This is a genomic window from Rufibacter latericius, from assembly GCF_003721515.1.
GTDB lineage: Bacteria > Bacteroidota > Bacteroidia > Cytophagales > Hymenobacteraceae > Nibribacter > Nibribacter latericius.
The window spans coordinates 326,742-348,917 of the sequence record NZ_RJJD01000021.1 but is presented as its reverse complement, the minus strand read 5'-3'; the positions used below and the strand labels follow the sequence as shown (position 1 = coordinate 348,917).

22 protein-coding genes and 1 tRNA gene are annotated in these 22,176 nt (G+C 43.3%); 8 read left to right on the top strand and 15 right to left on the bottom strand.

The window, feature by feature from the left end:
- Window positions 1–131: 131 nt before the first annotated feature.
- Window positions 132–1,340, bottom strand: a complete 1,209-nt coding sequence (locus tag EFB08_RS21285) for a phosphoglycerate kinase (protein WP_123128990.1) — start codon at window positions 1,338–1,340, stop codon at window positions 132–134.
- A 284-nt stretch (window positions 1,341–1,624) separates the two neighbouring features.
- A complete protein-coding gene (locus tag EFB08_RS21275; RefSeq protein WP_123129084.1) occupies window positions 1,625–2,194 on the bottom strand; it encodes a DUF4256 domain-containing protein in 570 nt (189 codons plus the stop codon).
- 393 nt (window positions 2,195–2,587) lie between these two features.
- On the opposite strand from EFB08_RS21275, the gene EFB08_RS21270 reads away from it, so the two are divergent.
- From EFB08_RS21270 to EFB08_RS21255, 4 genes are read left to right on the top strand one after another with little or no spacing between them, the layout of a single operon-like run.
- Window positions 2,588–5,287: a D-alanine--D-alanine ligase family protein gene (locus EFB08_RS21270; RefSeq protein ID WP_123128988.1), complete on the top strand. Its 2,700-nt coding sequence runs from the start codon at window positions 2,588–2,590 to the stop codon at window positions 5,285–5,287.
- 3 nt (window positions 5,288–5,290) lie between these two features.
- A complete protein-coding gene (locus EFB08_RS21265; RefSeq protein WP_123128987.1) occupies window positions 5,291–6,085 on the top strand; it encodes a PASTA domain-containing protein in 795 nt (264 codons plus the stop codon).
- 9 nt (window positions 6,086–6,094) lie between these two features.
- Window positions 6,095–7,930 carry a T9SS type A sorting domain-containing protein gene (locus EFB08_RS21260; protein WP_123128986.1) on the top strand — a complete coding sequence of 612 codons (1,836 nt, stop codon included), beginning with the start codon at window positions 6,095–6,097 and terminating at the stop codon, window positions 7,928–7,930.
- Window positions 7,927–8,232 carry a rhodanese-like domain-containing protein gene (locus EFB08_RS21255; RefSeq protein WP_123128985.1) on the top strand — a complete coding sequence of 102 codons (306 nt, stop codon included), beginning with the start codon at window positions 7,927–7,929 and terminating at the stop codon, window positions 8,230–8,232. The genes EFB08_RS21260 and EFB08_RS21255 overlap by 4 nt, the downstream gene beginning before the upstream one ends.
- Window positions 8,233–8,395: 163 nt before the next feature.
- On the opposite strand, the gene EFB08_RS21250 is transcribed toward EFB08_RS21255, so the two are convergent.
- Together EFB08_RS21250 and EFB08_RS21245 are read right to left on the bottom strand one after the other, a co-directional pair.
- Window positions 8,396–9,520, bottom strand: coding sequence for a site-2 protease family protein (locus EFB08_RS21250; RefSeq protein WP_123128984.1), 1,125 nt, complete (start codon window positions 9,518–9,520; stop codon window positions 8,396–8,398).
- Window positions 9,510–10,154: an HAD family hydrolase gene (locus EFB08_RS21245; RefSeq protein ID WP_123128983.1), complete on the bottom strand. Its 645-nt coding sequence runs from the start codon at window positions 10,152–10,154 to the stop codon at window positions 9,510–9,512. Before EFB08_RS21245 ends, EFB08_RS21250 begins: the two co-directional genes overlap by 11 nt.
- A gap of 73 nt (window positions 10,155–10,227) precedes the next feature.
- Here EFB08_RS21245 and EFB08_RS21240 point away from each other — a divergent pair.
- A tRNA-Ile gene (locus EFB08_RS21240) sits at window positions 10,228–10,301 on the top strand.
- A gap of 172 nt (window positions 10,302–10,473) precedes the next feature.
- Here EFB08_RS21240 and EFB08_RS21235 read toward each other — a convergent pair.
- From EFB08_RS21235 to EFB08_RS21210, 5 genes are all read right to left on the bottom strand, one after another.
- Window positions 10,474–11,817 carry a hypothetical protein gene (locus EFB08_RS21235; protein ID WP_123128982.1) on the bottom strand — a complete coding sequence of 448 codons (1,344 nt, stop codon included), beginning with the start codon at window positions 11,815–11,817 and terminating at the stop codon, window positions 10,474–10,476.
- Between the two features lie 899 nt (window positions 11,818–12,716).
- Window positions 12,717–13,700, bottom strand: coding sequence for a hypothetical protein (locus EFB08_RS21225; RefSeq protein WP_123128980.1), 984 nt, complete (start codon window positions 13,698–13,700; stop codon window positions 12,717–12,719).
- An 80-nt stretch (window positions 13,701–13,780) separates the two neighbouring features.
- Window positions 13,781–14,875: an SIR2 family protein gene (locus EFB08_RS21220; RefSeq protein ID WP_123128979.1), complete on the bottom strand. Its 1,095-nt coding sequence runs from the start codon at window positions 14,873–14,875 to the stop codon at window positions 13,781–13,783.
- Window positions 14,876–15,083: 208 nt separating this feature from the next.
- Window positions 15,084–16,262: an RES family NAD+ phosphorylase gene (locus EFB08_RS21215; protein ID WP_123128978.1), complete on the bottom strand. Its 1,179-nt coding sequence runs from the start codon at window positions 16,260–16,262 to the stop codon at window positions 15,084–15,086.
- Between the two features lie 320 nt (window positions 16,263–16,582).
- Window positions 16,583–16,861 carry a helix-turn-helix domain-containing protein gene (locus EFB08_RS21210; protein ID WP_123128977.1) on the bottom strand — a complete coding sequence of 93 codons (279 nt, stop codon included), beginning with the start codon at window positions 16,859–16,861 and terminating at the stop codon, window positions 16,583–16,585.
- 55 nt (window positions 16,862–16,916) lie between these two features.
- Between EFB08_RS21210 and EFB08_RS21205 the strand changes: the two genes are divergently transcribed.
- The 3 genes from EFB08_RS21205 to EFB08_RS21195 all read left to right on the top strand — a co-directional run bounded on the left by EFB08_RS21205 (window position 16,917) and on the right by EFB08_RS21195 (window position 18,230).
- Entirely contained in the window at window positions 16,917–17,261 is a 345-nt protein-coding gene (locus tag EFB08_RS21205) for a hypothetical protein (protein WP_123128976.1), read from the top strand.
- 5 nt (window positions 17,262–17,266) lie between these two features.
- Entirely contained in the window at window positions 17,267–17,803 is a 537-nt protein-coding gene (locus tag EFB08_RS21200; protein WP_123128975.1) for a hypothetical protein, read from the top strand.
- 73 nt (window positions 17,804–17,876) lie between these two features.
- The gene (locus EFB08_RS21195) at window positions 17,877–18,230 is read left to right on the top strand and encodes a hypothetical protein (protein ID WP_125077826.1); all 354 of its coding nucleotides are present in this window, start codon (window positions 17,877–17,879) and stop codon (window positions 18,228–18,230) included.
- A gap of 172 nt (window positions 18,231–18,402) precedes the next feature.
- Here the strand turns inward: EFB08_RS21195 and EFB08_RS21190 are convergent, their stop codons facing one another.
- From EFB08_RS21190 to EFB08_RS21165, 6 genes are all read right to left on the bottom strand, one after another.
- A complete protein-coding gene (locus tag EFB08_RS21190; RefSeq protein WP_123128973.1) occupies window positions 18,403–18,825 on the bottom strand; it encodes a hypothetical protein in 423 nt (140 codons plus the stop codon).
- A gap of 213 nt (window positions 18,826–19,038) precedes the next feature.
- Window positions 19,039–19,443, bottom strand: a complete 405-nt coding sequence (locus EFB08_RS21185) for an HI0074 family nucleotidyltransferase substrate-binding subunit (RefSeq protein WP_123128972.1) — start codon at window positions 19,441–19,443, stop codon at window positions 19,039–19,041.
- On the bottom strand, window positions 19,388–19,750 hold the full coding sequence (locus EFB08_RS24055; protein WP_123128971.1) for a nucleotidyltransferase family protein: 363 nt from the start codon (window positions 19,748–19,750) through the stop codon (window positions 19,388–19,390). Before EFB08_RS24055 ends, EFB08_RS21185 begins: the two co-directional genes overlap by 56 nt.
- 67 nt (window positions 19,751–19,817) lie before the next feature.
- Window positions 19,818–20,309 (bottom strand): hypothetical protein, encoded by a 492-nt coding sequence (locus EFB08_RS21175; protein ID WP_123128970.1) that lies wholly within the window; start codon window positions 20,307–20,309, stop codon window positions 19,818–19,820.
- Window positions 20,310–21,047: 738 nt separating this feature from the next.
- Window positions 21,048–21,698, bottom strand: coding sequence for a hypothetical protein (locus EFB08_RS21170; RefSeq protein WP_123128969.1), 651 nt, complete (start codon window positions 21,696–21,698; stop codon window positions 21,048–21,050).
- A gap of 27 nt (window positions 21,699–21,725) precedes the next feature.
- Complete coding sequence (locus EFB08_RS21165) at window positions 21,726–22,115, bottom strand: hypothetical protein (RefSeq protein ID WP_123128968.1); 390 nt, start codon at window positions 22,113–22,115, stop codon at window positions 21,726–21,728.
- Window positions 22,116–22,176 lie beyond the last annotated feature (61 nt).

Here is a 22,176-nt window from a genome sequence, read left to right as displayed (position 1 = left end):
TGTACTTGGCTTATTAAATATGTTAAGTACGACTGAGTTGTTTTAGGTTCGTTTTCGGAAAACAGGCCTTAAAACAGAATCGGCGGCAAGAGTGTTCTTGCCGCCGATTCTGTTTGATTATGATTGACAATCTAGGTCAGGGGAGTTTCTTCCAGTTGCAAAGCAATCACGCCGGGCAACTGCTTGCCTTCCATGTACTCCAGCAAAGCGCCGCCGCCGGTAGACACATAGGAAACATCATGGCTGTGGCCCATCTGGGTTACCGCTGCGGCAGAGTCACCGCCCCCGATGAGTGAGTAGGCCCCATTCTTGGTAGCTTCTACCACGGCCTCGGCAATGGCTTTGGTTCCGGTGGCGAAGTTCTGGAACTCGAACACGCCCATAGGTCCGTTCCACAGGATGGTTTTGGAATTACGCACTACCTCAGAGAAAGTAGAGATGGTTTCTGGTCCTATGTCTAAGCCCATCCAGCCGTCTGGAATGGTGCCGCTCTTTACTACCTGGGTGTTGGCGTTGTTGTCAAAGGCATCGGCGATGACGGTGTCTGAAGGAAGGTAGATCTTTACGCCTCTTTCTTCGGCTTTCTTCAGCAGCTCCAGGGTGAAGTCCTGTTTGTCTTCCTCCAGCAACGAATTCCCGATAGTGCCGCCCTGGGCTTTGGCGAAAGTATAGCTCATGCCGCCGCCAATGATGAGGTTGTCTACGCGGTCCAGCAACTGCTCAATTACCTGGATTTTGTCGGAGATTTTGGCGCCTCCCATGATGGCGGTGTACGGACGATCGGCGTAGCTCAGCACGCGCTGGGCGTTTTCCAGCTCGGCCTGCATCACAGAGCCACATACTTTATCGTGCGGGAAATAATCGGCTACGATGGCGGTAGAGGCGTGGGCGCGGTGGGCTGTCCCGAAAGCGTCGTTCACGTACACATCGCCCAAAAGGCTAAGTTTCTCGGCGAAGATCTGGTTGCCTTGCTCTTCCTCTTTGTGGAACCGTAGGTTCTCCACCAGCAGGATTTGACCGGGTTGCAGGTTGCTGGCCACTTCCACGGCTTCACTACCAATACAATCTGGGGCGAATTGAATAGGCATCTGGAAGATTTCTTCCAATGGTTTGAGCAGGTGCTTTAACGAGTACTTTTCCTCTGGTCCGCCTTTGGGTCTACCCAGGTGCGACATCAGCACCACCGATCCGCCATCGTTCAAGATCTTACGGATGGTAGGCACCGCCGCCCGGATGCGGGTGTCATCGGTGATTTTAAAGTTGCTGTTCAGAGGCACGTTAAAGTCTACGCGCACCAAGGCCCTCTTGCCCCGGAAACTGTATTGGTCAATGGTTATCATAGTCTGGTAATGTGTTTGGTTCTTGGTACGGAAAAGGACCTGAAACAGGTGCAGAGCAAATATAGTAATTCTATTTTGATACGAACCACGGCCCGAGATAGGGGAGGGTTTCAGGAAAAAGAAAAGCGTTTTCAGGCAGTTCCTGTAAAACAAGGCCTAAAACGCTTTGAAGAGAATGCAAGAATTCTAATTGAAGTCAACCGTTGGTTAAACTGTTAGAAAATGCTGCAGAGGCCCTAAGTTGTGCAGGAGCGAAGGTCTCGTCTACTTAACTCATCGCTATTTTAGACTCTTAACGATCCCCGGAACCCCCGTGCCGCATAATAGGACTGTGCACCGTTGTGGTACACAAAGACCTGACCGTACCGAAAATCTCCAAAAATGGCTCCTCCCAGTTTCCTGATTTCTGAGGGTGTTTTTAGCCAACTGGATGTTTTTTCATCGAACTTCCCAAGTTTCTGCAACTCCCGGTATTGTTCTTCGGTCAAGATTTCTATGCCCATGTCGGCTGCCATGTCTAAGGCGTTATTCTCTGGCTTATGCTCTTTTCTTGATTCTAACCCTTTACGGTCATAGCAAACACTTCGGCGGCCTTTAGGGCTTTCCGGGGAACAATCAAAAAAAAGGAACTCGCCCGTTTTAGTGTCAATACCCACCACATCTGGTTCCCCGCCGGTTCTTTCCATTTCATAAAGAGACCTCAGCTTTTCAGGATTCGCTTCCAGCTTTGCCTGTATTTGCCTCCAATCCAAGTCTGTGTGGCGGTTCATGTGCTTCTCAAACCGGCCTCTTAAAACGTTGATTACTTCTTTTGCTTGCTCTGCTGAAAGCTCCTTTTTGTCTAATGTTATCATAGAGAATAGCTTTGGTGCAATTCCTTGCAATTGTTCGGGCGTTAGAATTGAACGTTCGGTTTACATCCTATAGGGTTTTACTATTCATGATCAATCATGTAATATGTAGGCTGATAGTTTAGGGCAAAGAATTTATCTGGAATTAGTATAGATTAAAATTATTATTATTTTTCTCTCCAGAATATCCCAAGCTAAATAATACACCTGTCTGCTTTTCGAAAAGCAAAACGTATGGGTTTTCAGCCCGTTTTCCTGAAATGAGCTTGAAAACGGAACAGCGGGTGGGGCTTATATTGTTGTAAGCAGATGCTGTGCTTCGTTTCTGCTGGCTTGCGTGAGATGGAAAACACTGGCACTAGGAACGAAAGAGCAAAAACCAGTATCTTTGCACTAATGAAAATTGGAATCATCTTTGGTGGACCGTCCCGGGAGCGCGAAATCTCTTTCGCCGGTGGCCGCACCGTCTTCGATAACTTAGATAAATCCCTGTTTGAGGCCGTTCCGGTGTTTGCCGACAGCCTGGGGAACTTCATTCTGCTGGACTGGCACTACATCTATAAAGGTACCATCCGCGACTTCTACCCGCCGGTAGACGTGCTTCCTTCCACGGAGCACGGGCTGCAGATGTACCTGGAGTCTCTGGGTAAACTGAGCGAGGAAGAGCTGAATGACATTGCCTCCAGAGTGGGGCAACGCATTCACCCGCACCAGTTCAAGGAGCTGTTTGACTTCGCGTTCCTAACCTTGCACGGCCCATACGGCGAGGATGGCAGTATTCAGGGTTTGCTGGAGTGGTACGGCATTCCGTATTCCGGCTCGGGCATTCTGCCCTCGGCCATCGGGATTGACAAAATCGCCCAGAAAGCGTTGTTGCAGCAGCACGGGTTTGCCACGCCAGAGTACCGCATCCTGAGTTTGCAGGAGTGGCACGCCACACAAGACCGCGCCGCGCTGCTGGACAGCCTGGTGGCTGATCTAGGATTGCCGCTCGTAATGAAGGCGCCGCACCAGGGATCTTCCATTGGCGTATCCATCATCAAAGAGAAAAACCTGCAGCTGTTTGAGGAAGCCATTGCGCGTAGCCTTTTCTCGCTTACTATCCAGAAAAGCGAGTGGAACCGCAAGAGCGACGCAGAACAACTGAACTTCATCAAAACACTGACGGATATCCGCGAAGGCATCGGCTTGCCGGTACAGACCCAAACAGGAGAACTGGTGTACGCCCCCGAGGAGTTGTTGAGACTGCTTTCCGGCACCTTTACTCAAAACGGCCCCGAAACGATCACGCTTACCAACGTGGAGAGCGAGACGCAGGTGCTCATTGAAGCCTTCATCAACGGCCGCGAGTTCTCGTGCATCGTGGTGCAGGATCAGGCCGGGCTACCAGTTGCCTTGCCCCCTACAGAGATAAAGAAAGGCGGTGAAGTTTTTGACTACCGCTCTAAATATTTGCCGGGCCTCAGCCGCAAGATCACCCCAATAGATTTGCCAACGGAACAGATCCAGGAAATACGGCAGCAATGCGAGCGTCTGTACACCAGCCTTGGTTTTAACGTATATGCACGTTTGGACGGCTTCATCACCGAAGCCGGTGAGATTTTCCTGAATGACCCGAACACCACGTCGGGTATGTTGCCTTCTTCGTTCTTCTTCCACCAGGCCGCTGAGATCGGGTTGAACCCGTCGCAATTCCTGACCTACATCATCAGGACGTCTTTGGCCGAGCGGGTGAAAAGTGGCAAGAACACCGCGTATCTCACCAGTTTGCTGAAGCGTTTGGATTCGGCCATGGCCGATGAGCGGGCGCATCGTCTCGACAAACTGCGCGTGGGCGTGATCATGGGCGGTTACTCATCTGAGCGCCACATCTCCGTGGAAAGTGGCCGAAACATCTATGAGAAACTGGCCTCGTCTACCAAGTACGAACCCATTCCCATCTTTTTGACTGGCGACCAGGATTCGCACCAGCTGTACCAGATCCCGATCAACATTATGTTGAAGGACAATGCCGATGACATCAAAGAGAAAATTGAAGCTTCAGAAGCGGGCGTACCTACACACCCGGTTCTAGCTGAGATCAAAGAGGCTGCCTCTGGTATTACGCGCCTGTACGCGGGTAACTCCTTGCAGAAACCCCAACGTCTCACATTTGAGCAGTTGCAGAGTTTGGTAGACGCAGTGTTCATTGCTTTGCACGGCAGACCGGGCGAAGACGGGGAACTGCAGACTGAGTTGGAGAAATTCCAGATCCCTTACAACGGCTCGGGCATTCAGTCGTCGCAGGTGACCATCAATAAATTTGAGACAAACAAAATTCTGCGGCAGAACGGCGTGCCGGTGGCCGATCACATGCTGGCCTTCAAGAAAGACTGGCAGGAAAACCCTGAGGCGTTTTTCGCCCAAATTGAGCAAAGTTTCCGCTATCCGTTCATCGCCAAACCAGCCGATGATGGCTGTTCGTCGGCGGTGAAAAAGATCAAGTCCCGTGAGGAACTGGAAGCCTTTGCTGAGTTGATTTTCCGAAACTCCATCGAAATCCCCGAAACACCCGCTCGGGTTCTGAAATTGAGCTTCAAGGAGGAGGTGCCTTTGAAAGGCTATTTCTTAATTGAAAACCTGATCTCCCGCGAGGGCGCCAAGCATTTCCTGGAGATTACCGGCGGTTTGCTCACGAGCTATGGCCCCGATGGCCGCACTCAGTATGAAATATTCGAGGCTTCTGAAGCGTTGGCCGAAGGAGAAGTGCTGAGCCTGGAGGAGAAGTTTTTGGCAGGGGAGGGGCAGAACATCACCCCGGCCCGTTACGCCCGAAACCCTGAAGAGCGTCAACGCATCTCAGACCAGGTAAAACAGGATCTGAAGCGGGTAGCCGAGATCCTGCGCATTGAGGGTTACGCCCGCATTGATGCTTTTGTACGGGTGCACGAAGACGACAGCGTGGAGACCATCATCATTGAGGTGAACTCCCTGCCTGGTATGACCCCGGCCACGTGTATCTTCCACCAGACGGCCATCAACGGCTACAAGCCTTACGATTTCATTGACCGCATCCTGCAATTCGGTATGGAGCGCACCAAAAAAGTTATCTCTTAATTCATGAGTGGTTTTCTGAAAGCCCAGACGTTGGGCGATGTGTTCAAGCACCTGGCCATTATGGCGGCTATTGTGTTCTTGCTGTTGTTTTTGTTTTTCTTTGTGTACCTGCCCAGCACCACCAACCACGGCGAAACCATCTCGGTGCCTAACCTGGCCGGTATGTCTGTGGATGAACTGGAAGATTTCCTGGCAGACAAAGATCTGCGCTTTTACGTGAGCGACTCTACCTATGAGCAGGGCAAACAACCGTTTACCGTGATCACCCAGGAGCCGAAGGCGGGCGAGAAAGTGAAGGAAGGCCGCAAGATTTACGTGAGCATCAACATGAAGAACCCGCCGCTCATCAAGATGCCCAAGCTGATTGACGGATCGGTGAAAAACGCGGAGATGATCCTGAAGAGCTATGACCTGAACCTGGGCGATATCAAGTACGTGCCAGATTTGGCCGAGAACTCCATCCTGCGCCAGTTTGTGAACGGACGTGAGATCAAACCCGGTGAACCTGTGGCCAAAGGCTCCCGTATTGACCTGGAAGTAGGAAATGGCCTCGGAAACACTGAATTGGAAGTGCCTGAACTGGTGGGCATGCCCATTGACGAAGCTACCATGGTGGTGACCGGACAAGGTTTACAGATTGGAACCGTTATTTACATGGCGGCCCCTAACGGAGAAGTAGACGGAATTGTACTGAAACAGCGTCCGATCTCAGGAGACAGTGTCAAAACCAAGATCAGGACCGGAGAATTAATAGACCTCTGGGTGGCCGGACCTCAACCGATTACGCCCATTCAATAACACAACTTTATGCGCCAGGTACTGACCATCTTTCTGATTTTAATCTTAGGTGGCGGCACCGCCCGCGCACAGGTGTTAACTCCACTGAATAGCCTGCCTCCGCAGGCTATTTCTGTTCCTGCCTATCCCAGCAAACCCGGTTCAACGCCGCAACCTCTGGCCTCCGGAGATACCCTTTCCCTGCCGTTTTTGGACGATTTTGCCAAGAGTGAGGGCAATCCAGATCCGGCGCGTTGGGTATCCCGCGGCGGGGTATCGGTCACCAACAGGTACTCCGCCAACTCGCCCTCTATTTTCGCCGCCACCTTTGACGGCCTGAAAGCTGATGGACAGCCCTACGGCACCTCTACCGGCGTGGGCCCCACCGATACGCTCACTTCTAAACCATTGGACCTGGGCAGCCTTCAGATTCAGGATTCGGTGTACCTGAGCTTTTACTGGCAGTCAGGCGGCTTGCTGGATGCCCCAGATTTTTCCAGTTCTAGCCTTTTTTCCCTGCAACTGGAGTTCAAAGAAGCCAACGGCACCTGGACCTCCGTCTGGACCCAAAAAGGCAATGGCCGCTCCACCGATTTTGCACCAGTGATGGTGGCCTTTCGGGAGAGCCGGTACCTCTACAACGGGTTTCAATTCAGGTGGGTGAGCAGCGGCCGCCTGAGTGGTTTGCGGGATGTCTGGCACGTAGACTACGTGTACCTGGATAGTAACCGCCTGATGGGTCAACTGCAGACCTTTGATGTGACCTTAACCCAGCGGATTCCCTCTTTGCTGCAACGCTACACCGCCATGCCCATCTGGCAATTCCTGGAGAATCCGGTAGGGGAGACCCGGCCCGAGGTTGGTTCTGAAATGGTGAACCTGAGCAATGTGCCGGCGGCCCTTAGCTGGCGGGCCCTCGTCCGGAACCTGACCACTGGGGTTGTAGATACCTTCCTGCGGGGAAGTGCTCCCATGAACGCAGGTACCAAAACTCCCATCGCGGCGGCGCCCTCTAGTTCTTTCCTGGCTAGCCAGAACCAAGGCTACTCCCTGGAAACGATGCTGTTCCTGAACACCAAAGAGCCCAATTTCTACACCCGCTACAACGATACTCTGCGGCGCCAAACCGATCTCCTGGATTTTTACGCCTATGATGATGGCTCTGCCGAAACGGGTTTCAGTTACCCATCTGGTACAGCCGTGCAACTGGCCTACCAATATGACCTGAACAAGCCCGACCGGATCAAAGCCGTCCGGATTTTCTTCACCGGCACCAATACCCCCGGCACCGAGTTGTTCCTGCGCCTCTGGACGGATAACAACGGGAAGCCTTCTGATCAGCCGGTATATGAGCAACGTTTCGTGCTACCAGCCCTCACCAGTCTGAACAATTGGCTTGAAATTACTTTAGAACGGCAGCTAGAAGTGCAGGGCCGCTTTTACGTAGGGTATCGGCAACCAACCAGTGGAACCTTCGTGAACGTAGGATTCGACTTGAATGAAAACGCAGATGGAAAGTTGTTCGCGATGAATGGGGCTACTGCCTGGGCAACAGTACCTAATTTAGGGGGTGCCCTTTTGATTCGGCCGGTAATGACGGGTACGCTCACCGCTTCTCCGGGGGACCTTGTAAGTTCAGAGGCCTTGCTGTATCCTAATCCTTCGGAAACCGGTGATTTTTACCTGAACCAGGCCTCAGACCAATTGCAACTTTATTCCCTCACGGGACAACTACTTAAATCCTGGAAGAACGTACCCAAGGGGCAACGAATGGTCTTGCCGCCCGGGCTGCCTGCCGGAATTTATTTTGTAAAAGCCCAAAAAGGGAGCCAACTTAGAACCGCTAAACTAATTTATCAAAAATGATCATTGCTGATATCACCGCCGCAGAACTGAAACAACGCCTCGCTAACAATGAAACCCCCATCATTCTGGATGTACGCGAGCCTTGGGAGCACGAGGAGCAGAATATAGCCAGTGCTAAATTGATTCCGCTTGGTTCTTTGCCAGAGCGCCTGCACGAGCTGGAAGATTATAAAGACCAGGAGATTCTGGTGCATTGCCGGTCTGGCAAACGCTCTGCCACCGCCCAGGCCATCATGCAACAACAAGGTTTTACCAACGTCCGGAATGTGGTTGGCGGCATGCTGGCCTACAACGAAGCTTAGGTTCATTATCTTAAAAAGCACCATCCGGTTTTAGGGCTTTCTTGAAAAAGAAGCCTTAAAACCGGATGGTGCTTTTCGTTTGTACGTATGTATTTTTAGGATGATTGAGGGCTTTTGTGTTTTCTGCCCCTTTTATAGAAATCACGCAGAAAACAGAAAGGTCTCAATCCACAATGAAAGGAGCAGGGCTAAAGCATAAGACAAACACCAACAAAGCCAGCCACCCCAACACTATCCGTCCTTTGCTTAAGGGCTCCTCATTGGGGCTGGGCGGATGGAAAACGCCTAACACCCTGGACAAAATCAACCCGAAAACCAGCCATCCGTTATAACCCTCCACCTGGGGCCACACCACCTGTACCAATACCTGCGCACTTAGAACCCCTGCCGCTAGAAAAAGGCCTCTTTTCACCTCGGGGAACAAAGGCCGAAACACCAGGACCAGGTAAAAAGCGTAGGCCGCCCATTTCCACCAGTCTTCCTCCGGGTCGATTTCAAGCGAAAGCAACCCTAGGCCTGCGTAGAAGATAAAGAGGGTGTAAAGGACCGGAGACAAGCGGTTGAACCGTTCATAGCCCATCATGCCGTACAGAATATGGCCGCCGTCTAACTGCCCAATGGGCAGCAGGTTCAGCGCGGTAAAGAACAGGGAAAGGAACCCCGCAAACAGGAAAGGGTAGTGGGTGATTTCGTACCGGCTGGGCAGCAAAGCAGGATCGGCTACCAGATTCTCAAAAAGCCAGAAAAGCAGATTCTTCCCAATAGCCAGGTCATCTGGGCGGAAATACACGTGCGCTTCATAGTTCGCCCCCCAGACGCGGTACTCCGGATGAATGGAGTAGATGTACTCTTGGGGAGGAAGGTGCGTGAACCCGTAACCCAGTAACACCAGCGCCACCACAAACCCTGCCAAAGGACCTGCTATCCCGATGTCAAAGAATTCCTTACGGGAGAAAATGCGTTCTTTGATCCGGATGAAGGCACCCATGGTGCCAATCCCGAAGGTCACGCCCAGCCAGATAGGAATGTAGTAGGGAAGGGTCACCCGCACCCGGTAAAATCGGGCCGTTAGGTAGTGGCCAAATTCATGGGCCGTAAGGAAAACGAGGAAAGCAAAGGAAAAGGCCATGCCTCCCGCCACCTGGGCCCAGGATAAGGCCGGGGGCCATATAAATCCCTCTGGACCATAAAAGAAAGCCCGTCCGTACCGCCATTCTGCCCCAGCCAGCGTGGTGGTAGCCAGCGTAACCAAGAAAAGCAGAATGTGCAGGGCCAGCTTACGCCCCATGTGCCGGCAGAGCCTCTTTCAGCACCTGGTTAATGGTGAGGGGAGGAGCCAGGTGAAGGGTTTGCAGACCTACTTGTCGGGCTCCCTCAATGTGCTGGATGCTGTCATCAATGAACAGGGTCTCCTCGCGTTTTAGGCCGTTTTCCGCTAAAATGTGCTCAAAGACCTCACCTCCCGGTTTGCGCATTCTCACCAGGTGCGAGTAGTAGGCTTTGTCAAAGAGGCTATCCAGGCTTGGTATTCCGAAGTTGTCCTCTATTATTTTATTAAAGGCCAGCATGTGGATGGCATTGGTGTTGCTGAGCAGGTACAAGTTGTAATGCTTTCCAAGTTCGCGCAGCAGTTCAATCCGCTCGGCGGGAATATCCAGCAACAAACTGTTCCAGGCCTCATCTATTTGCGCATCCGAAGCCTCAATGAAGTATTCGGCCCGAAGCCCTTCCCGAAATTCCTCAGAGGTGATGTCTCCGCGCTCGTACAAATCAAACAGCTCAGACTGGGCCTTTTGGCTGAAATCTACCTCAGAACCAGTTTTGCCATAGGCTTTAAGGGCATCCGTCCCTTTTGCGTAATCGATGTTGATGATCACTCCGCCCAAGTCGAAGATGATATTTTTAATTGAAGAAAAGTCCACGATAAATGAGTTCTTTGTTTTGCGTTTTAAACACAAATTTGTAGAATTGCACTCCCAAATCAAAGATTTGGCCGGGCCTATAGCTCATTCGGTTAGAGCAACTGACTCATAATCAGTAGGTGCTTGGTTCGATTCCAAGTGGGCCCACATTGAAGATCACTGAAAAGGATGAAAAAAGCCCTTCTAAGTATATTAGAAGGGCTTTTTTATTTTTAAAGTCAAGTTCTAATCAGTAGAGGTCTAATCAGTAGAGCATTTTGGACGAATCAATGGGTGAAAAATTTATCCACAATGGTGCATTTTTTATCCACATATGAGTTTAGGCAACATTACCCAATGCATCATATTTGACCTGATGCATATATCTTTTCTTCTCATGTTCGTGCCTATCCTTAATACCTTCAGATATAATCTCTGATTTAAATTCCGGAACAACGCTGTACTTGTTGGTAATCTCTTCCACAATGATGCCCTCAATCAGTGGTTGGTCTGACTCCATGCAAACGATGCTGTCATGGATGGTTGCCACAAAAACATCTGTTCCATAGTAGGCTCTAATCTTCCCAATGATAGTCCCTATTACCATTGAGCTTTCCTCTTTCTGCATGAGCCTAGAGAAATGTCGGTGATTACCCTGCTTCTTGAACCGGATATAATCATCAACGTTCGGGAAAAGTTTCCCGAATAGCTTCTGAAAAGAAGTTGGTTTATCGGTGTTCCTGCTATAGAAGGTGGTTAGCAAACGTGTCTTCACCTCATCCCTGCTGAAGTTGCTGTACTTGGTGAAATGCTCGTAGATTGTTCCCTCAACACATAACATGACGTAAGCCTCAACGTCCTCCTCCATTTTCCTGTTCTGAGCCCTGTAGTGCTTCAATAACAGGAAGGCCAGAAAGAATGGTTGGGAGTTCACGATGTCTATATTAACAAGCCTTTCCATAGGTCTGTATCTGTGAAAGAGGAACTGCCTGAGTTCGGAATGTAAATTGGTCAGATTACTATGCACTCTACCATACCTGTCTTCCTTCAGACGGACATTGCCTATCTGGAAATCATTTATGGCCTGTAAGTAATACCCTACATCCTTTAGGCTTGACTCATGTTGGGTAGAAGGTGTAACTACATAAAGGGGGAGGGGGGAGGAGTTGTTTATTATGTGGTCACACCTTTCATTCAAATAATGAAGGGCCCTCTCGCTGTCTATCGTTAAATCCCCCAGGTGGAACAATAGATATTTATTAATTCCGTTTAAATCGTTTAACTTCTTTCTGTTTTCACTATTGAGTTTATTTAGAAAGTTTTCATTCCTGTATTCTACCTGAACTATTCGTTTGTCTCTGTATTGCGAAGTTAGTCGGTACCCTTGGCATTGTTCCCCGTTTTTCCATTTCCCATTTGCCTCAACAATTCCCCATTTCAACAGGAATGCTTTTATTTCCAGAATATACCTGTTACCACACAGGTTAGCCATTATTTTATGTGAGGTCGTAACGTAAGCCCCTTCCTTCAACCGGTTGTATTTAGTCTTTTCTAAGATATGGTGGATAAAGTAGTGATATTTGTCTATTTGCTTTTTGATATACAATTTCTTTTTCCCCTCATTTGCCAATATTGCGGCTATGTCCAAACCCTCTATGGCAAACATGAACTGTTTGCTTTCCATTTATTCTAAGATGTATTATTATAGTTGTTATAGTTAAATTGTAAAGAAATGTAAAAGACCTTGTAAAAAGGCCTTTTCACCATGATTGTCTTAGATTTGGCTCAGTGCTTTTCTTGGGAAATCTAATGTGAATTCTAGATTTTCGTAGTACTGCTGTTTTGGAGAAATGCTCCAACATGTATCGCCTAAAAAGGACTTGTATAATTCGAATAAGTCTAGTCCAGGCTCCGTTTCGAAGGAATATATTGTTCCATCAGGTGCTTCATAAAGAACGTCAATTGGCATGTAGGTATACCACTCATGATGTGTTATACTGGGTTGAGTTTCAGGTTTAAAATTCATTTTCTTTGTTGTGTTAAAGTTTTAATTTCAATGCAAAATTAAACTTGTTATTACAAGTCAAAGAAAGAAATTAGCTTTTATTTATATTTTATAGTTAATGTGCTAATAATCAATGAATTAATAAAATCAGCAATGTTGATTTATTTATATTTAAGCTTTTATTAATTAAATAGAGAAAAGTTAATATAAACTAATGATTGATTTATTTCTTGGCTATCTATAGCGCATTAATGAGTGATTGCTCTAAATTGATGTTGTATTGTGTTGTCTATGAGATGTAGCTTAGATGTTGAGGATTCAAAGTAAAGTGTAGCAATATAAAGGGCGAGGTGGATGTTTGTAGTTATGTGATTACACCTTTGAAGTCTGAGAAGATGGGGTAGGATTGGATTAGATTTGCTTGAAGTTTGAGCCTTATCTAATCATTTAATTTGTTAAATTATTTTATCAATGCACATAAATAGAAAACGCCCTTCCATGTTGCCATTCAAAGGAGCGTTAGATTTATTAAATCATTTAAGATGAAGCGATAGTTCAAGGAAGCTATTTACATAATATTAAATGCCGTTAAATAGGCGTATAGGTCCATTGTTAAAGTATTTAAAGTTTATTTCATTTGCTAGTTGTACAACCTCGTAGGAATAGGTTATATCCGGATTAAATTCTTCAATCAATCTACTCTGATAAGTCTCGTCATAATATTCTTCATTCTCTAACCTATTTTCTTCAGCCAAGTACTTAATCTTTAAATCTAAATAATCTTTTAACAGTTTTTCAGTTCCTAATTTCACACTTTCCTTATCGCTGATAAATTTAGTTGTAGTGAATTGCATTATCCCTAATGAGTGAGGTTTCCTATTGAAGAAATGATTAATATACTCAACTATTCTAAATAGCTTAGGTCTATTAAAATTTTCAAAAATTATAATAGCGAGCGCAATCTGTCTAAGTCTTAAATTGTCAGTTACTTGTCTTATTATGGGGCTATATTCTCTGTTTATAACTGCAAACTGAACCTCAACATATTTGTCTTTTCTTTTTTGAGCATTCCTGTCAGAAGTTTGGATATTGTTTATGAAATTATACAAGAAAATTATTATAATTATCCAAAGCTCATTAGCCATATTATTAAAATCTGGCAGTATGTTCGACTTTGTTATAATAAATTTTTTATATACAAAATAGTTTAAACTTATAATCGATAATGAGTACAGGATAAACCTATTCCAGTTAATTAATCTGCTGCGATTTATGCCAATATTAAATGCTGTTCGGAATAAAACATAATAAACACCAATCATATAGATATTTGATATATACTTATCAAGCCCAATCGAATAGAAAAGTGCGCTAATTAAGATTATAAATACAGTAGGAGTTAATACTCGAATAATAAAGTTAAATGCAGGAGCTTCGTCTGTCTCCAAAAAAGTAGTTAATTGATAATAACCCAGATTAGAAGGTGTATATTGACCCAATAGATTGACTCCAAAAAAAAGAACTACTGCAAGAAACGCGTGCATCAAGGTTATTAAGCTCATATTAATAGCATAAATTTTTAATATACAAATATTGCAATGTGCCGAGTAATAACATTGCGTACTAAATATTTATTTTTAATTTATCTCCAAGTTTTTTTTTTGATATAATTCTCAAAGCTGTCTTCAACAAAGACCGTGTTCTTACTTAAAACTCTATAATTACTTTTTATTTTTTCATTTAAAAATGGATCTACAACTTCTATTTCAACATCATCTGAAAGGTTTTTTTTGAATAAAGCCTTTATATGAATATCAGCTTCAGGGAAGGAGTAGCCAATAAATATAATTTTCTTTGTTTTCCTAATTTCAAATGCAGCTTCGTCAAAAAGCTTTGAAATCACAGGATGATCAAGGTTTTTTATGTGGGAAGGCGGAACTATGAAAGTATCAAAAGAATTTTGATCATTAGGACACTTTAAATCAAAAATTATCTCCTCTGGATTTTCACAACTAGCACCAATCCTTCCTTTAAAACCTTGAGATTCTAGATCTATTGTAGTATCCCATGGAGTTAACAATACTTGATTACAACAATTGCAATATTTCCAATTTAAGGATCCATGTATTTTTAAAACTTTAATCGGCGTTGGCACTTTGTTGTCCCAAATTATAACAGGCTCTCTTGGATTAACCCACCAATAAAATGCATCAATTTTATCGTATTGCTCAAAGTTCATGAAGTTTATACAATAGTCAATTAGCGCATGCTTAGGGTATAAGAAGTCGAACGACTCATCCAGGAGAGTGTCATAATTCATTGTAATTATAGATACATTCTTGTTTAGACAATTTAAACTTGTTAAAAACTTCGTGTAAACTCCTTTTCGAATTTTAGACTCACTAATTATATAATGTATTAGGCGAATAAGAGATTCCTTAACACTAACTAATTGGAGCGTAGAATAGCCATCTTTTAAACTTTCCTTTTTTGAAATAAAATAATCTAAGTATCCAAAAACAGATTCTAGTGAAGGATAGCTACCGTTTTCGATGTCAAAGTTGTTGTAAATAAAATGCTTAACCAAGTTTACTGGTTCAGAACCTTCATACTCTGCCTTCAATATTTGAGGTAATAAATCTCTTTGCATAAGGCCGCCGTCCGCTATGGATGCGCCTGCTCCAAAGACAAAAAGAACGTCTCTTTTATTTTTATAACTTATGTATTTTTCTTTCATACATATTGACACCTAACTACTTAACAAACGGAACACTTGCGTTTATCCAGTAAAGGGTTGGTTTCATGAGTTCTTCGTACCTTTTATGAGGCACCCTAGACTCAGGGTTGTGAGTAAAATAAGGTAAGGTTAAGTAAAACTTTTGTACTTATCTCTTTCATGTTTCTTGAATCTCAATTAAAATGAATCAACCACCGACATAAACTTTTTAGACATCACTAGTATCATCCCATTCTTCTGAATCTTCAATAATGGCCTTATGGAAAGCAGGCCCAAAGCTTAGGTCATAACCAATCCTATTAATCAGGACTTTATTTATGCATTCAACTCTTATTTTGTTTTCATTTATAGGCCGCCCAAATAGTGCAATATTAGGCACACTTTGCGATTGGGCATATTCTTTTAAATCAGGAAACTTCCTTATTGTAATTCCATAAATTGTATCGAATGGAATATGCCCTGTTCTTATATAGCTAAAATACGAAGGATATATTAGGCCGTCAAAGCCATTCTCCTTTGCTGCAAATGCAATTTGCCGACAGATGGCATAGGAGTGCTTGCCTGCTAGGAATAGGAAGTGAATAGCCAAATCAAGACTTTCAAACTCTGTCGTGTCTTCATCAATAATTGATGATAAATCTAAAACTTTCAAGTTTTGTGTCGGAACTAACTTTGCAGCGAATATATCATCCTCCACAGATGTGCGGCATTCATGTAAACAGAGTTCCAAATCCGGCGAACCATACAGAACAGGGAAGTTAGAATCATCCAATCTACCTCCACCCAAAAATTGGTCGGGAGGAGTGTCGTATTCCAGAACCTCGTGAGGAACATTGGGGTTTAGTCTTAACCTATAAAAATAGACATCGCTATTTAATTCTCTGACAGGATAAGTATTCAGGATTCTATCAACAATTTGTTTTCTTTCAAAATCAATTTGAAGGGACTTCAAGGGCTCTATTTCACCGAGCATCCATAATCTAGGACCATAATAAAAAAGCCCTATTTTTCCGGCTTGTTCAATTAACTTAACATCGTTTTCAAGCCAAGGGGAAACGTCAATGTTAGTTAGGTTATAATGCTGTTCATTGTACTGAATCAACGGAGAGCCCCCATAATCACACTTATGGATTGTTCCTCTAACAAAAAAACGATAGCAAAGAGTATGAACTAAATCTTTTGTAAGCTTGTGTCCACTTCTAGATTTGCAGTTTGGGCACTCCTCATTGTTCACAAACCCAATTTTATTAGCGTCAATTTTTAGTCCCTCATCTTGAAAGCAGTTTGAGCAAAGTAATGTTTTACCACTCTCATCATGCTCATTATTATGTTGGCTACTTTCTTGGTGCCCATTTACCTGCTCAAAGGCCTTATTAAAATCTGCCATTTTGATTTTGTTATTCTAGTATATCTAAGGTGAAAAGATAGGGTTTGCTACTGGGGAACCGAACGCCTAAGTCATCTACCTTTTGCGCGTAATCTTTCAGCTCCAGTGCTTTCCACTTAATTATAGGTTGCCAAAAGAGTTACGATATTGAAGGGATTCAGAAAAACGTGCCTTATCATGCATGGGATATTTTTTTACGGCTTATAACGCTACCTTCTTACTCAAGGATGAAACGCGATTGGTGTAAATACCTAAGGTGAGGCGAACTAGTTACCCTTACCAAATAAGATTTATCTTGTAGGATAATAAATCATTAGCTCTCAATCTGGAGCCTCGAAGTTCAATAATTCTGGTAAAGATATTTTCAATGCATTCGCAAGAGATACTAAAACATCCAATGTAACAGCAAATTCAGCTCCTTCAATCCTCTGAATAGAAGAACGCGCCACATCAATAGCATCTGCCAGCTCGGTTTGGGTCAGGTTCTTTTCCAACCTGAGTTGCCTCAGGCGCTTTCCGAAAGCCTGTAGTACTTTGGGGTTTTTCACAGCCAAAAATGCCGTAGAAAACAAGACTACAACGACGCGTAAACGCGTCATTTTGCTAACTTTGCTATTTGTTACCTTGGGTAACCTAATTATAAAAATACTATAGATGCGTAAAATCTACATGCCAGCTTTGTGCTTCCTATCCTTGTTGTCTTCTTGTGAGTCCATCGAAAGCAAGCTTTTTAAAAACGATATCAAGGGGGCTTACTTAAACTCCAAAGGGGAAAAACTGGAGTTCACTGAAAGCACGGTAACGATGCCCCAGTTTGGTACACGAAACTACAAGGCCCAAGACGGGTATCTCATCATAGAAAACTTGTCGTTCGGGGAGTTATACCACGGGGGAGTAAGATTTAAGGTTCTTCACCCAGACACCATACGGCTTGACAATGGCACTGAGTTCGAAGGTAAAGACTTGAAGCAAGTTACTTTTGTAAGGCCAGGGGAATAAGGGGTATGGAAAAGATACATTTTAAAACCATTGACCTTATCAACCGGTTAGTTGTGCAAGAAACAGGCACCCAAAATGAACTTAGTCTGGTATGGTCAGCCTACTTCTGTAGCAATGTTGGCACAAAGGGATATGACCCCAAAACCATAGCATTTAGGGCAAGACGCTGTTTCGCTCAGGAAAGGGAACTCAAAATGATGGGCATAGAACCGATTAAGCCACTTGTAGGTTCTCTGTATTTGGAATGGCATAGTCAAGGCACGAGTTTTCTGGAAGAGTGTTTGTTTACCCTAATGAGGAAGGAATTGGGGCGGGAGTTAAGTAATCTACCAGACCATTGGGCAGCCCTAGCTTACTCCCGTCTTTATAATATTGATTTTAGCGAAATTTTAGAAGGAATTCAATACGCCCTTTCCTTGGAGGTTGAGAAAGGGGGTAAGCAAGAACAGATTAGAGATATAAGGGAGCCGCGCTACTTGAATGCTTTACAAGAGGCGGTGAACGCCTACCGGTTCTACACAAACGGCTTCTGCCGAGACTAGGCAATTCACTTTTACCATATTTTAAAATTAAACTTCTGCTAACGGCCTAGCCCCACGAAATTTGAGCATTAAAATGAGAAGAATCTTTACACTTATATTTCCAATTGCCCTACTCCTAACATCGTGTGATTTCATAAATGGTAAAATCACCTCCAATAATCTAAAGGGCTTCTATGAAAACCCCAGCGGAATGAAAGTGGAGTTCAGCGACACAAAGGCCACAATGGACTTGGCTGGAACCCGTGACTACAGAGTGGAAGGGGATTACCTATATCTTGAAAGATTTTATGAGAATGGCGCAGACCTAAGGATGAAAATCGTAGATGACCATACCCTACAGGTGGATGACCCTAGCTTCTCATCAAGGTTACTTTTTGGTAAAAGAGAAGACAAGAACAGCACCTTTAAAAAAATAGAAAATCGTTAAACCTATTAATGTAAGTGGGTGAAAACAACTACAAAGAGCCTTTATTATTAGTACGCCCTTCCATGTTGCCCTTTGATTGAGCGCTAGGAAGGGCGTACTTGTTTGTTAAATTATTTAACGTGTGGTCGTTGGCCGAAGCTGACGTTTGCACAGTGTTATCGGGCGTTTTTCTTTACAAATGTTGTGTTTTAAGTATTTCACTTGTGTGAAACCCTTCAGTCTCTAGTAGTTTTATTTGTTCTTCACTTAAATCAAAACTAGACAATACTTTTGCCTTAACTTGTCCGCTTGTATTAATTGGAGGTTTTGAGGAAATATTTTTAACCATTTCACCTATTTCTTCATCACTTAAAATCATTTCTACAGTAACATATTCTCCATATTTTTTATAAGCATCCGTAGTTGGTATGAAGTAAACTTGAATCGCGTGTTTCTGCATCATCGAAACTTGAAATATATACTCTCTTGAATACTTATTATTTTCAGCCATACGCCTCTGTATTTCTGATTCGATCGCAGATTTAAGTTCAGGATTTCTTGTTGATGCATTCAAAAGAATTGTTAATGCGTTAAGGTCAAAGTTCTGTAAATCCATTTTTAATTGTTGAGAATGTTTTAGGTTTTGCTTTAAAGTATTTATCTACAAGTAGAATCTTTTATTATTTAAATTTCCTACAACGTTAAGTGTTTATGAAGTTGTGGCATATGAAAAACATCAGCTCCAATTAACCATAAAATCAAAATAGGGATTTAGAGCCGAGTGCTCATTCGGTCCGCCACAATTTATTAAACACACAATTAAGCGTAGTTAGAAATAGCGGCTTTCCATAAACTCAAGAACAATAACAATTTCAGGGGTAACTTCCTTTATTTCTTCGTAGTAATCCTCAATAAATTCTTCATCCAAGTATTCATGTGAACTTGTATTTCGCTTATCAAGCAGACCTTGCCAAATTGGTTCATTGTGTAGGAACCCGGCAGCAAAACCTTCCTTCATTGTTTGCCTCGGAGTGTCTGGTTGAATTTGTATCCCTTCATATTTCAAGGCTCTGCCCAATGTTTTCCACAATAATTCAACTACAACCTCAAAACGTTGTATTGTTCCTTCAACTACTAACTCTCTGTCATTTGGAATTCTTAATGCTGATAATAATTTATCAACTGCCTTTCTTAAGTTTCCTAAGCTGTCTTCTAGTTTGCGATTGTTTGACATATATGATTGTTCCAGTTTGGTTTATTCGCTCTTTTAGTTTTATTGGATTCGTAGAATAGTGGACTAATGAAACCTTGATTACGTCTCTCAAATCATAGGTAACATATTCTTTCAATTTGAGCCATTCAAACTTTTCAATTCCCGCCGCGTCTACGGCTAAGTCTAAATCCGAATACTTCTCAAAGTCACCTAATGCACGGGAACCAAAAACAATAATCTTATCGACCTTTTCATTCCCAGCAAGTGTCGTCAAGAATTGTAATACTTCGGTCGATAGGGGACTTATTTTTTCTAAATTTTGAAGCATGCCAAAAAATAATTACGTCCAACGGACTAGTATAAACGACGATGAAGGCCATCGGCCGAGGTGGCGTTTATACCTTGTTATGCCACGTTTTTTTTTCACGCATATTAATTACTTCTCTTAGCCGATTCAGACTTTTATTTGATACTGTCCGAAAACCTAGTCCTAAAAGACCAAATCTAACAAATGCAATCGCCATCAAAATAGGCACGATTAAATCAAATGGATATTTCACTTCTCTTGTTGCAAGCGTAACTCCTACTAGAATAATCGGGAGAATCATGAAAATCAGGGAAAGCACTTTGAATGCAGTATGTATTTTAATATTGATTATGCCTTCTTTGCCTTGAAAATCACCTGTCAGGACACAAAGTGCGCCATATCCAGGAGCAGAGGAAATCACTTCGAACCTACTTTCATGAACTTGGCCAATGAATGCCTTTTGGGTCAACTCCGAAACAAGTGCATCGTTGAGTTTAGTGTTTTGCTTAAGTTTCTCCAATGCTAAAGAACTGTGGTCGTTTAGCTCAACAGTGAAATTGTGTGCAGGGAATAGTTTCATTATTAATTAAAATGAGGCATAACTATGGTATAAACGGAGTCGTTCCGGTTATTGGCACTATAGTTAAAGGTAGGCTTATTATTAATTTTGATGTTTCTTTTATAGTGGTTCATGTAAAACCCATCATAAGGTAGCCGTTTTCCCTCTAAACCTCAAAATAATGCCTTAAATACTATGGAATGGCTGTTTTGGCTTTCAGTACCCTTACAATTTAAATTAATCCTTACCCAAAGGCAGAGGCTAGTACCAATGGCTATCAAGCCCTATCCGTAAGCTATTAGGATACAGTCGTTTGTATTCGTGTATAAACGGTTATTTGCACTTAGCCAAATCCATTAAATAATTTAAATTTAAAAACATCGGCTAAACTGCTGAATTTTCAGGACATAGTGCTCGTGCCCCTATATACTGTGAAAACGACCAATCTAAATCTTTTCAATGTGCCTAAACCCATTCTTTATTAAGAACGGCACATAAAAGGGTGGGAAGAAGCCCATTCAAGCATACTGGTACACATTTACATCCAAATGCAAACGTAAGGTGGCAAGGCTTAAATCTGTAGAGGAAGTTTTTCCGAAACAGCCTTTTCACTATTTAAACGTCATACATATGGCATTGACATACTGATTACCTGACTTCACTAAGAGTGTTATCAAATAGACCTTTTGGGATTTTACTTCAATAAAACTGGAAATCATTCATTATTTGAATTGATTTTTTAAAAGTGTACAATGTATTTCAGTCAATGTTCCAATAAGCGTCTGGGTCTCCATCTAATACGTCATTGATAAAGTCATCACTAAGCCCTTCTATCTCTTGGGCATAACTTCCGGAGTATTGCCCAAAGGGTTCCTCACTTTCCTGTGAATAGGTTTGGCGCTCTTGTATGGGAATATATTCGGTTATCTCATTATTGCCCATGAAAAGTATTGTGTCTAAGCTTCTTCTAAGTGGGAGTTCTCTGATAACCGTCTGATTTCCGCCATCTGTTAAAACAAAAATTTTAAATGATTTAATCTTGTCAATTATTTTGTGATAATCTTCGGCAGTATCAAAGGCAGTACCGTCTATCCTGTCTCCTGATTGTTCTGCTCCATAGACGTATGTAAGAATGTAGGAGTCAAAATAGTCACCCTGCTTCTCATATATCGTTCCGCAAGTTTTAGGCAAATTATCAAAATGCTTAACCACCTGCCTATAAAGGATTTGGTTGTCAAAACTTAGGAATACCTCAAAAGTTGTTCCCTTATGGTTTTTGAATGTAAAGCCGGTATGCATGGCTAAGCAATTCTGTGGTGCCTCTTTAGAATACTTTGTTTGACGGATTATCTTCAGAACATTTTCTGCATCAACACTATATAGGCTTTCTAACACTTCGGCTATTTCCATACTATAGGTTTATTAATTAAAAAAATCTTAATATGGCTTATACCTTACAGCATCTTTGTACTCTAACCATTGCAAATTATCAGGGTAGTAATCGGCTCCCATATTCTTTCTTGAAAGAGCTGGGTCTTTCATGCTCTTGTACTCTTGATTTTCATTCGCCCAAAGCACAAGTTCTTCCCAAGTCATTTTCAATTGAATATCAATCAAATAAGGGTATTTTTCATTGTTTTTGATTCTTTCTTTGATTCCCCGGTACTTCTTCTTCAACCAGTGGTATTCACATGTCGTTACACTTCGTCCATATTGGGTTATGGGCTTATCACAGTAAGCACATAACCCTTTTTTAGGATTACTTGGATTGTAAATTTTCATCCCATCACGTAGGTAATGAGTTTTTAACATATCTAATAAGTCCATTGTATATGATTTAATTTTCTATAAAATTTTATTATTTCTTGTAAAAGGTATATACAATATC

What these genes read in the sequence shown, in the direction of transcription:
- EFB08_RS21285 (WP_123128990.1), bottom strand. Translation starts at nt 1,340, where the DNA reads ATGATAACCATTGACCAATACAGTTTCCGGGGCAAGAGGGCCTTGGTG.
- EFB08_RS21275 (WP_123129084.1), bottom strand. Translation starts at nt 2,194, where the DNA reads ATGATAACATTAGACAAAAAGGAGCTTTCAGCAGAGCAAGCAAAAGAA.
- EFB08_RS21270 (WP_123128988.1), top strand. Translation starts at nt 2,588, where the DNA reads ATGAAAATTGGAATCATCTTTGGTGGACCGTCCCGGGAGCGCGAAATC.
- EFB08_RS21265 (WP_123128987.1), top strand. Translation starts at nt 5,291, where the DNA reads ATGAGTGGTTTTCTGAAAGCCCAGACGTTGGGCGATGTGTTCAAGCAC.
- EFB08_RS21260 (WP_123128986.1), top strand. Translation starts at nt 6,095, where the DNA reads ATGCGCCAGGTACTGACCATCTTTCTGATTTTAATCTTAGGTGGCGGC.
- EFB08_RS21255 (WP_123128985.1), top strand. Translation starts at nt 7,927, where the DNA reads ATGATCATTGCTGATATCACCGCCGCAGAACTGAAACAACGCCTCGCT.
- EFB08_RS21250 (WP_123128984.1), bottom strand. Translation starts at nt 9,520, where the DNA reads ATGGGGCGTAAGCTGGCCCTGCACATTCTGCTTTTCTTGGTTACGCTG.
- EFB08_RS21235 (WP_123128982.1), bottom strand. Translation starts at nt 11,817, where the DNA reads ATGGAAAGCAAACAGTTCATGTTTGCCATAGAGGGTTTGGACATAGCC.
- EFB08_RS21225 (WP_123128980.1), bottom strand. Translation starts at nt 13,700, where the DNA reads ATGAGCTTAATAACCTTGATGCACGCGTTTCTTGCAGTAGTTCTTTTT.
- EFB08_RS21220 (WP_123128979.1), bottom strand. Translation starts at nt 14,875, where the DNA reads ATGAAAGAAAAATACATAAGTTATAAAAATAAAAGAGACGTTCTTTTT.
- EFB08_RS21215 (WP_123128978.1), bottom strand. Translation starts at nt 16,262, where the DNA reads ATGGCAGATTTTAATAAGGCCTTTGAGCAGGTAAATGGGCACCAAGAA.
- EFB08_RS21210 (WP_123128977.1), bottom strand. Translation starts at nt 16,861, where the DNA reads ATGACGCGTTTACGCGTCGTTGTAGTCTTGTTTTCTACGGCATTTTTG.
- EFB08_RS21205 (WP_123128976.1), top strand. Translation starts at nt 16,917, where the DNA reads ATGCGTAAAATCTACATGCCAGCTTTGTGCTTCCTATCCTTGTTGTCT.
- EFB08_RS21200 (WP_123128975.1), top strand. Translation starts at nt 17,267, where the DNA reads ATGGAAAAGATACATTTTAAAACCATTGACCTTATCAACCGGTTAGTT.
- EFB08_RS21195 (WP_125077826.1), top strand. Translation starts at nt 17,877, where the DNA reads ATGAGAAGAATCTTTACACTTATATTTCCAATTGCCCTACTCCTAACA.
- EFB08_RS21190 (WP_123128973.1), bottom strand. Translation starts at nt 18,825, where the DNA reads ATGGATTTACAGAACTTTGACCTTAACGCATTAACAATTCTTTTGAAT.
- EFB08_RS21185 (WP_123128972.1), bottom strand. Translation starts at nt 19,443, where the DNA reads ATGTCAAACAATCGCAAACTAGAAGACAGCTTAGGAAACTTAAGAAAG.
- EFB08_RS24055 (WP_123128971.1), bottom strand. Translation starts at nt 19,750, where the DNA reads ATGCTTCAAAATTTAGAAAAAATAAGTCCCCTATCGACCGAAGTATTA.
- EFB08_RS21175 (WP_123128970.1), bottom strand. Translation starts at nt 20,309, where the DNA reads ATGAAACTATTCCCTGCACACAATTTCACTGTTGAGCTAAACGACCAC.
- EFB08_RS21170 (WP_123128969.1), bottom strand. Translation starts at nt 21,698, where the DNA reads ATGGAAATAGCCGAAGTGTTAGAAAGCCTATATAGTGTTGATGCAGAA.
- EFB08_RS21165 (WP_123128968.1), bottom strand. Translation starts at nt 22,115, where the DNA reads ATGGACTTATTAGATATGTTAAAAACTCATTACCTACGTGATGGGATG.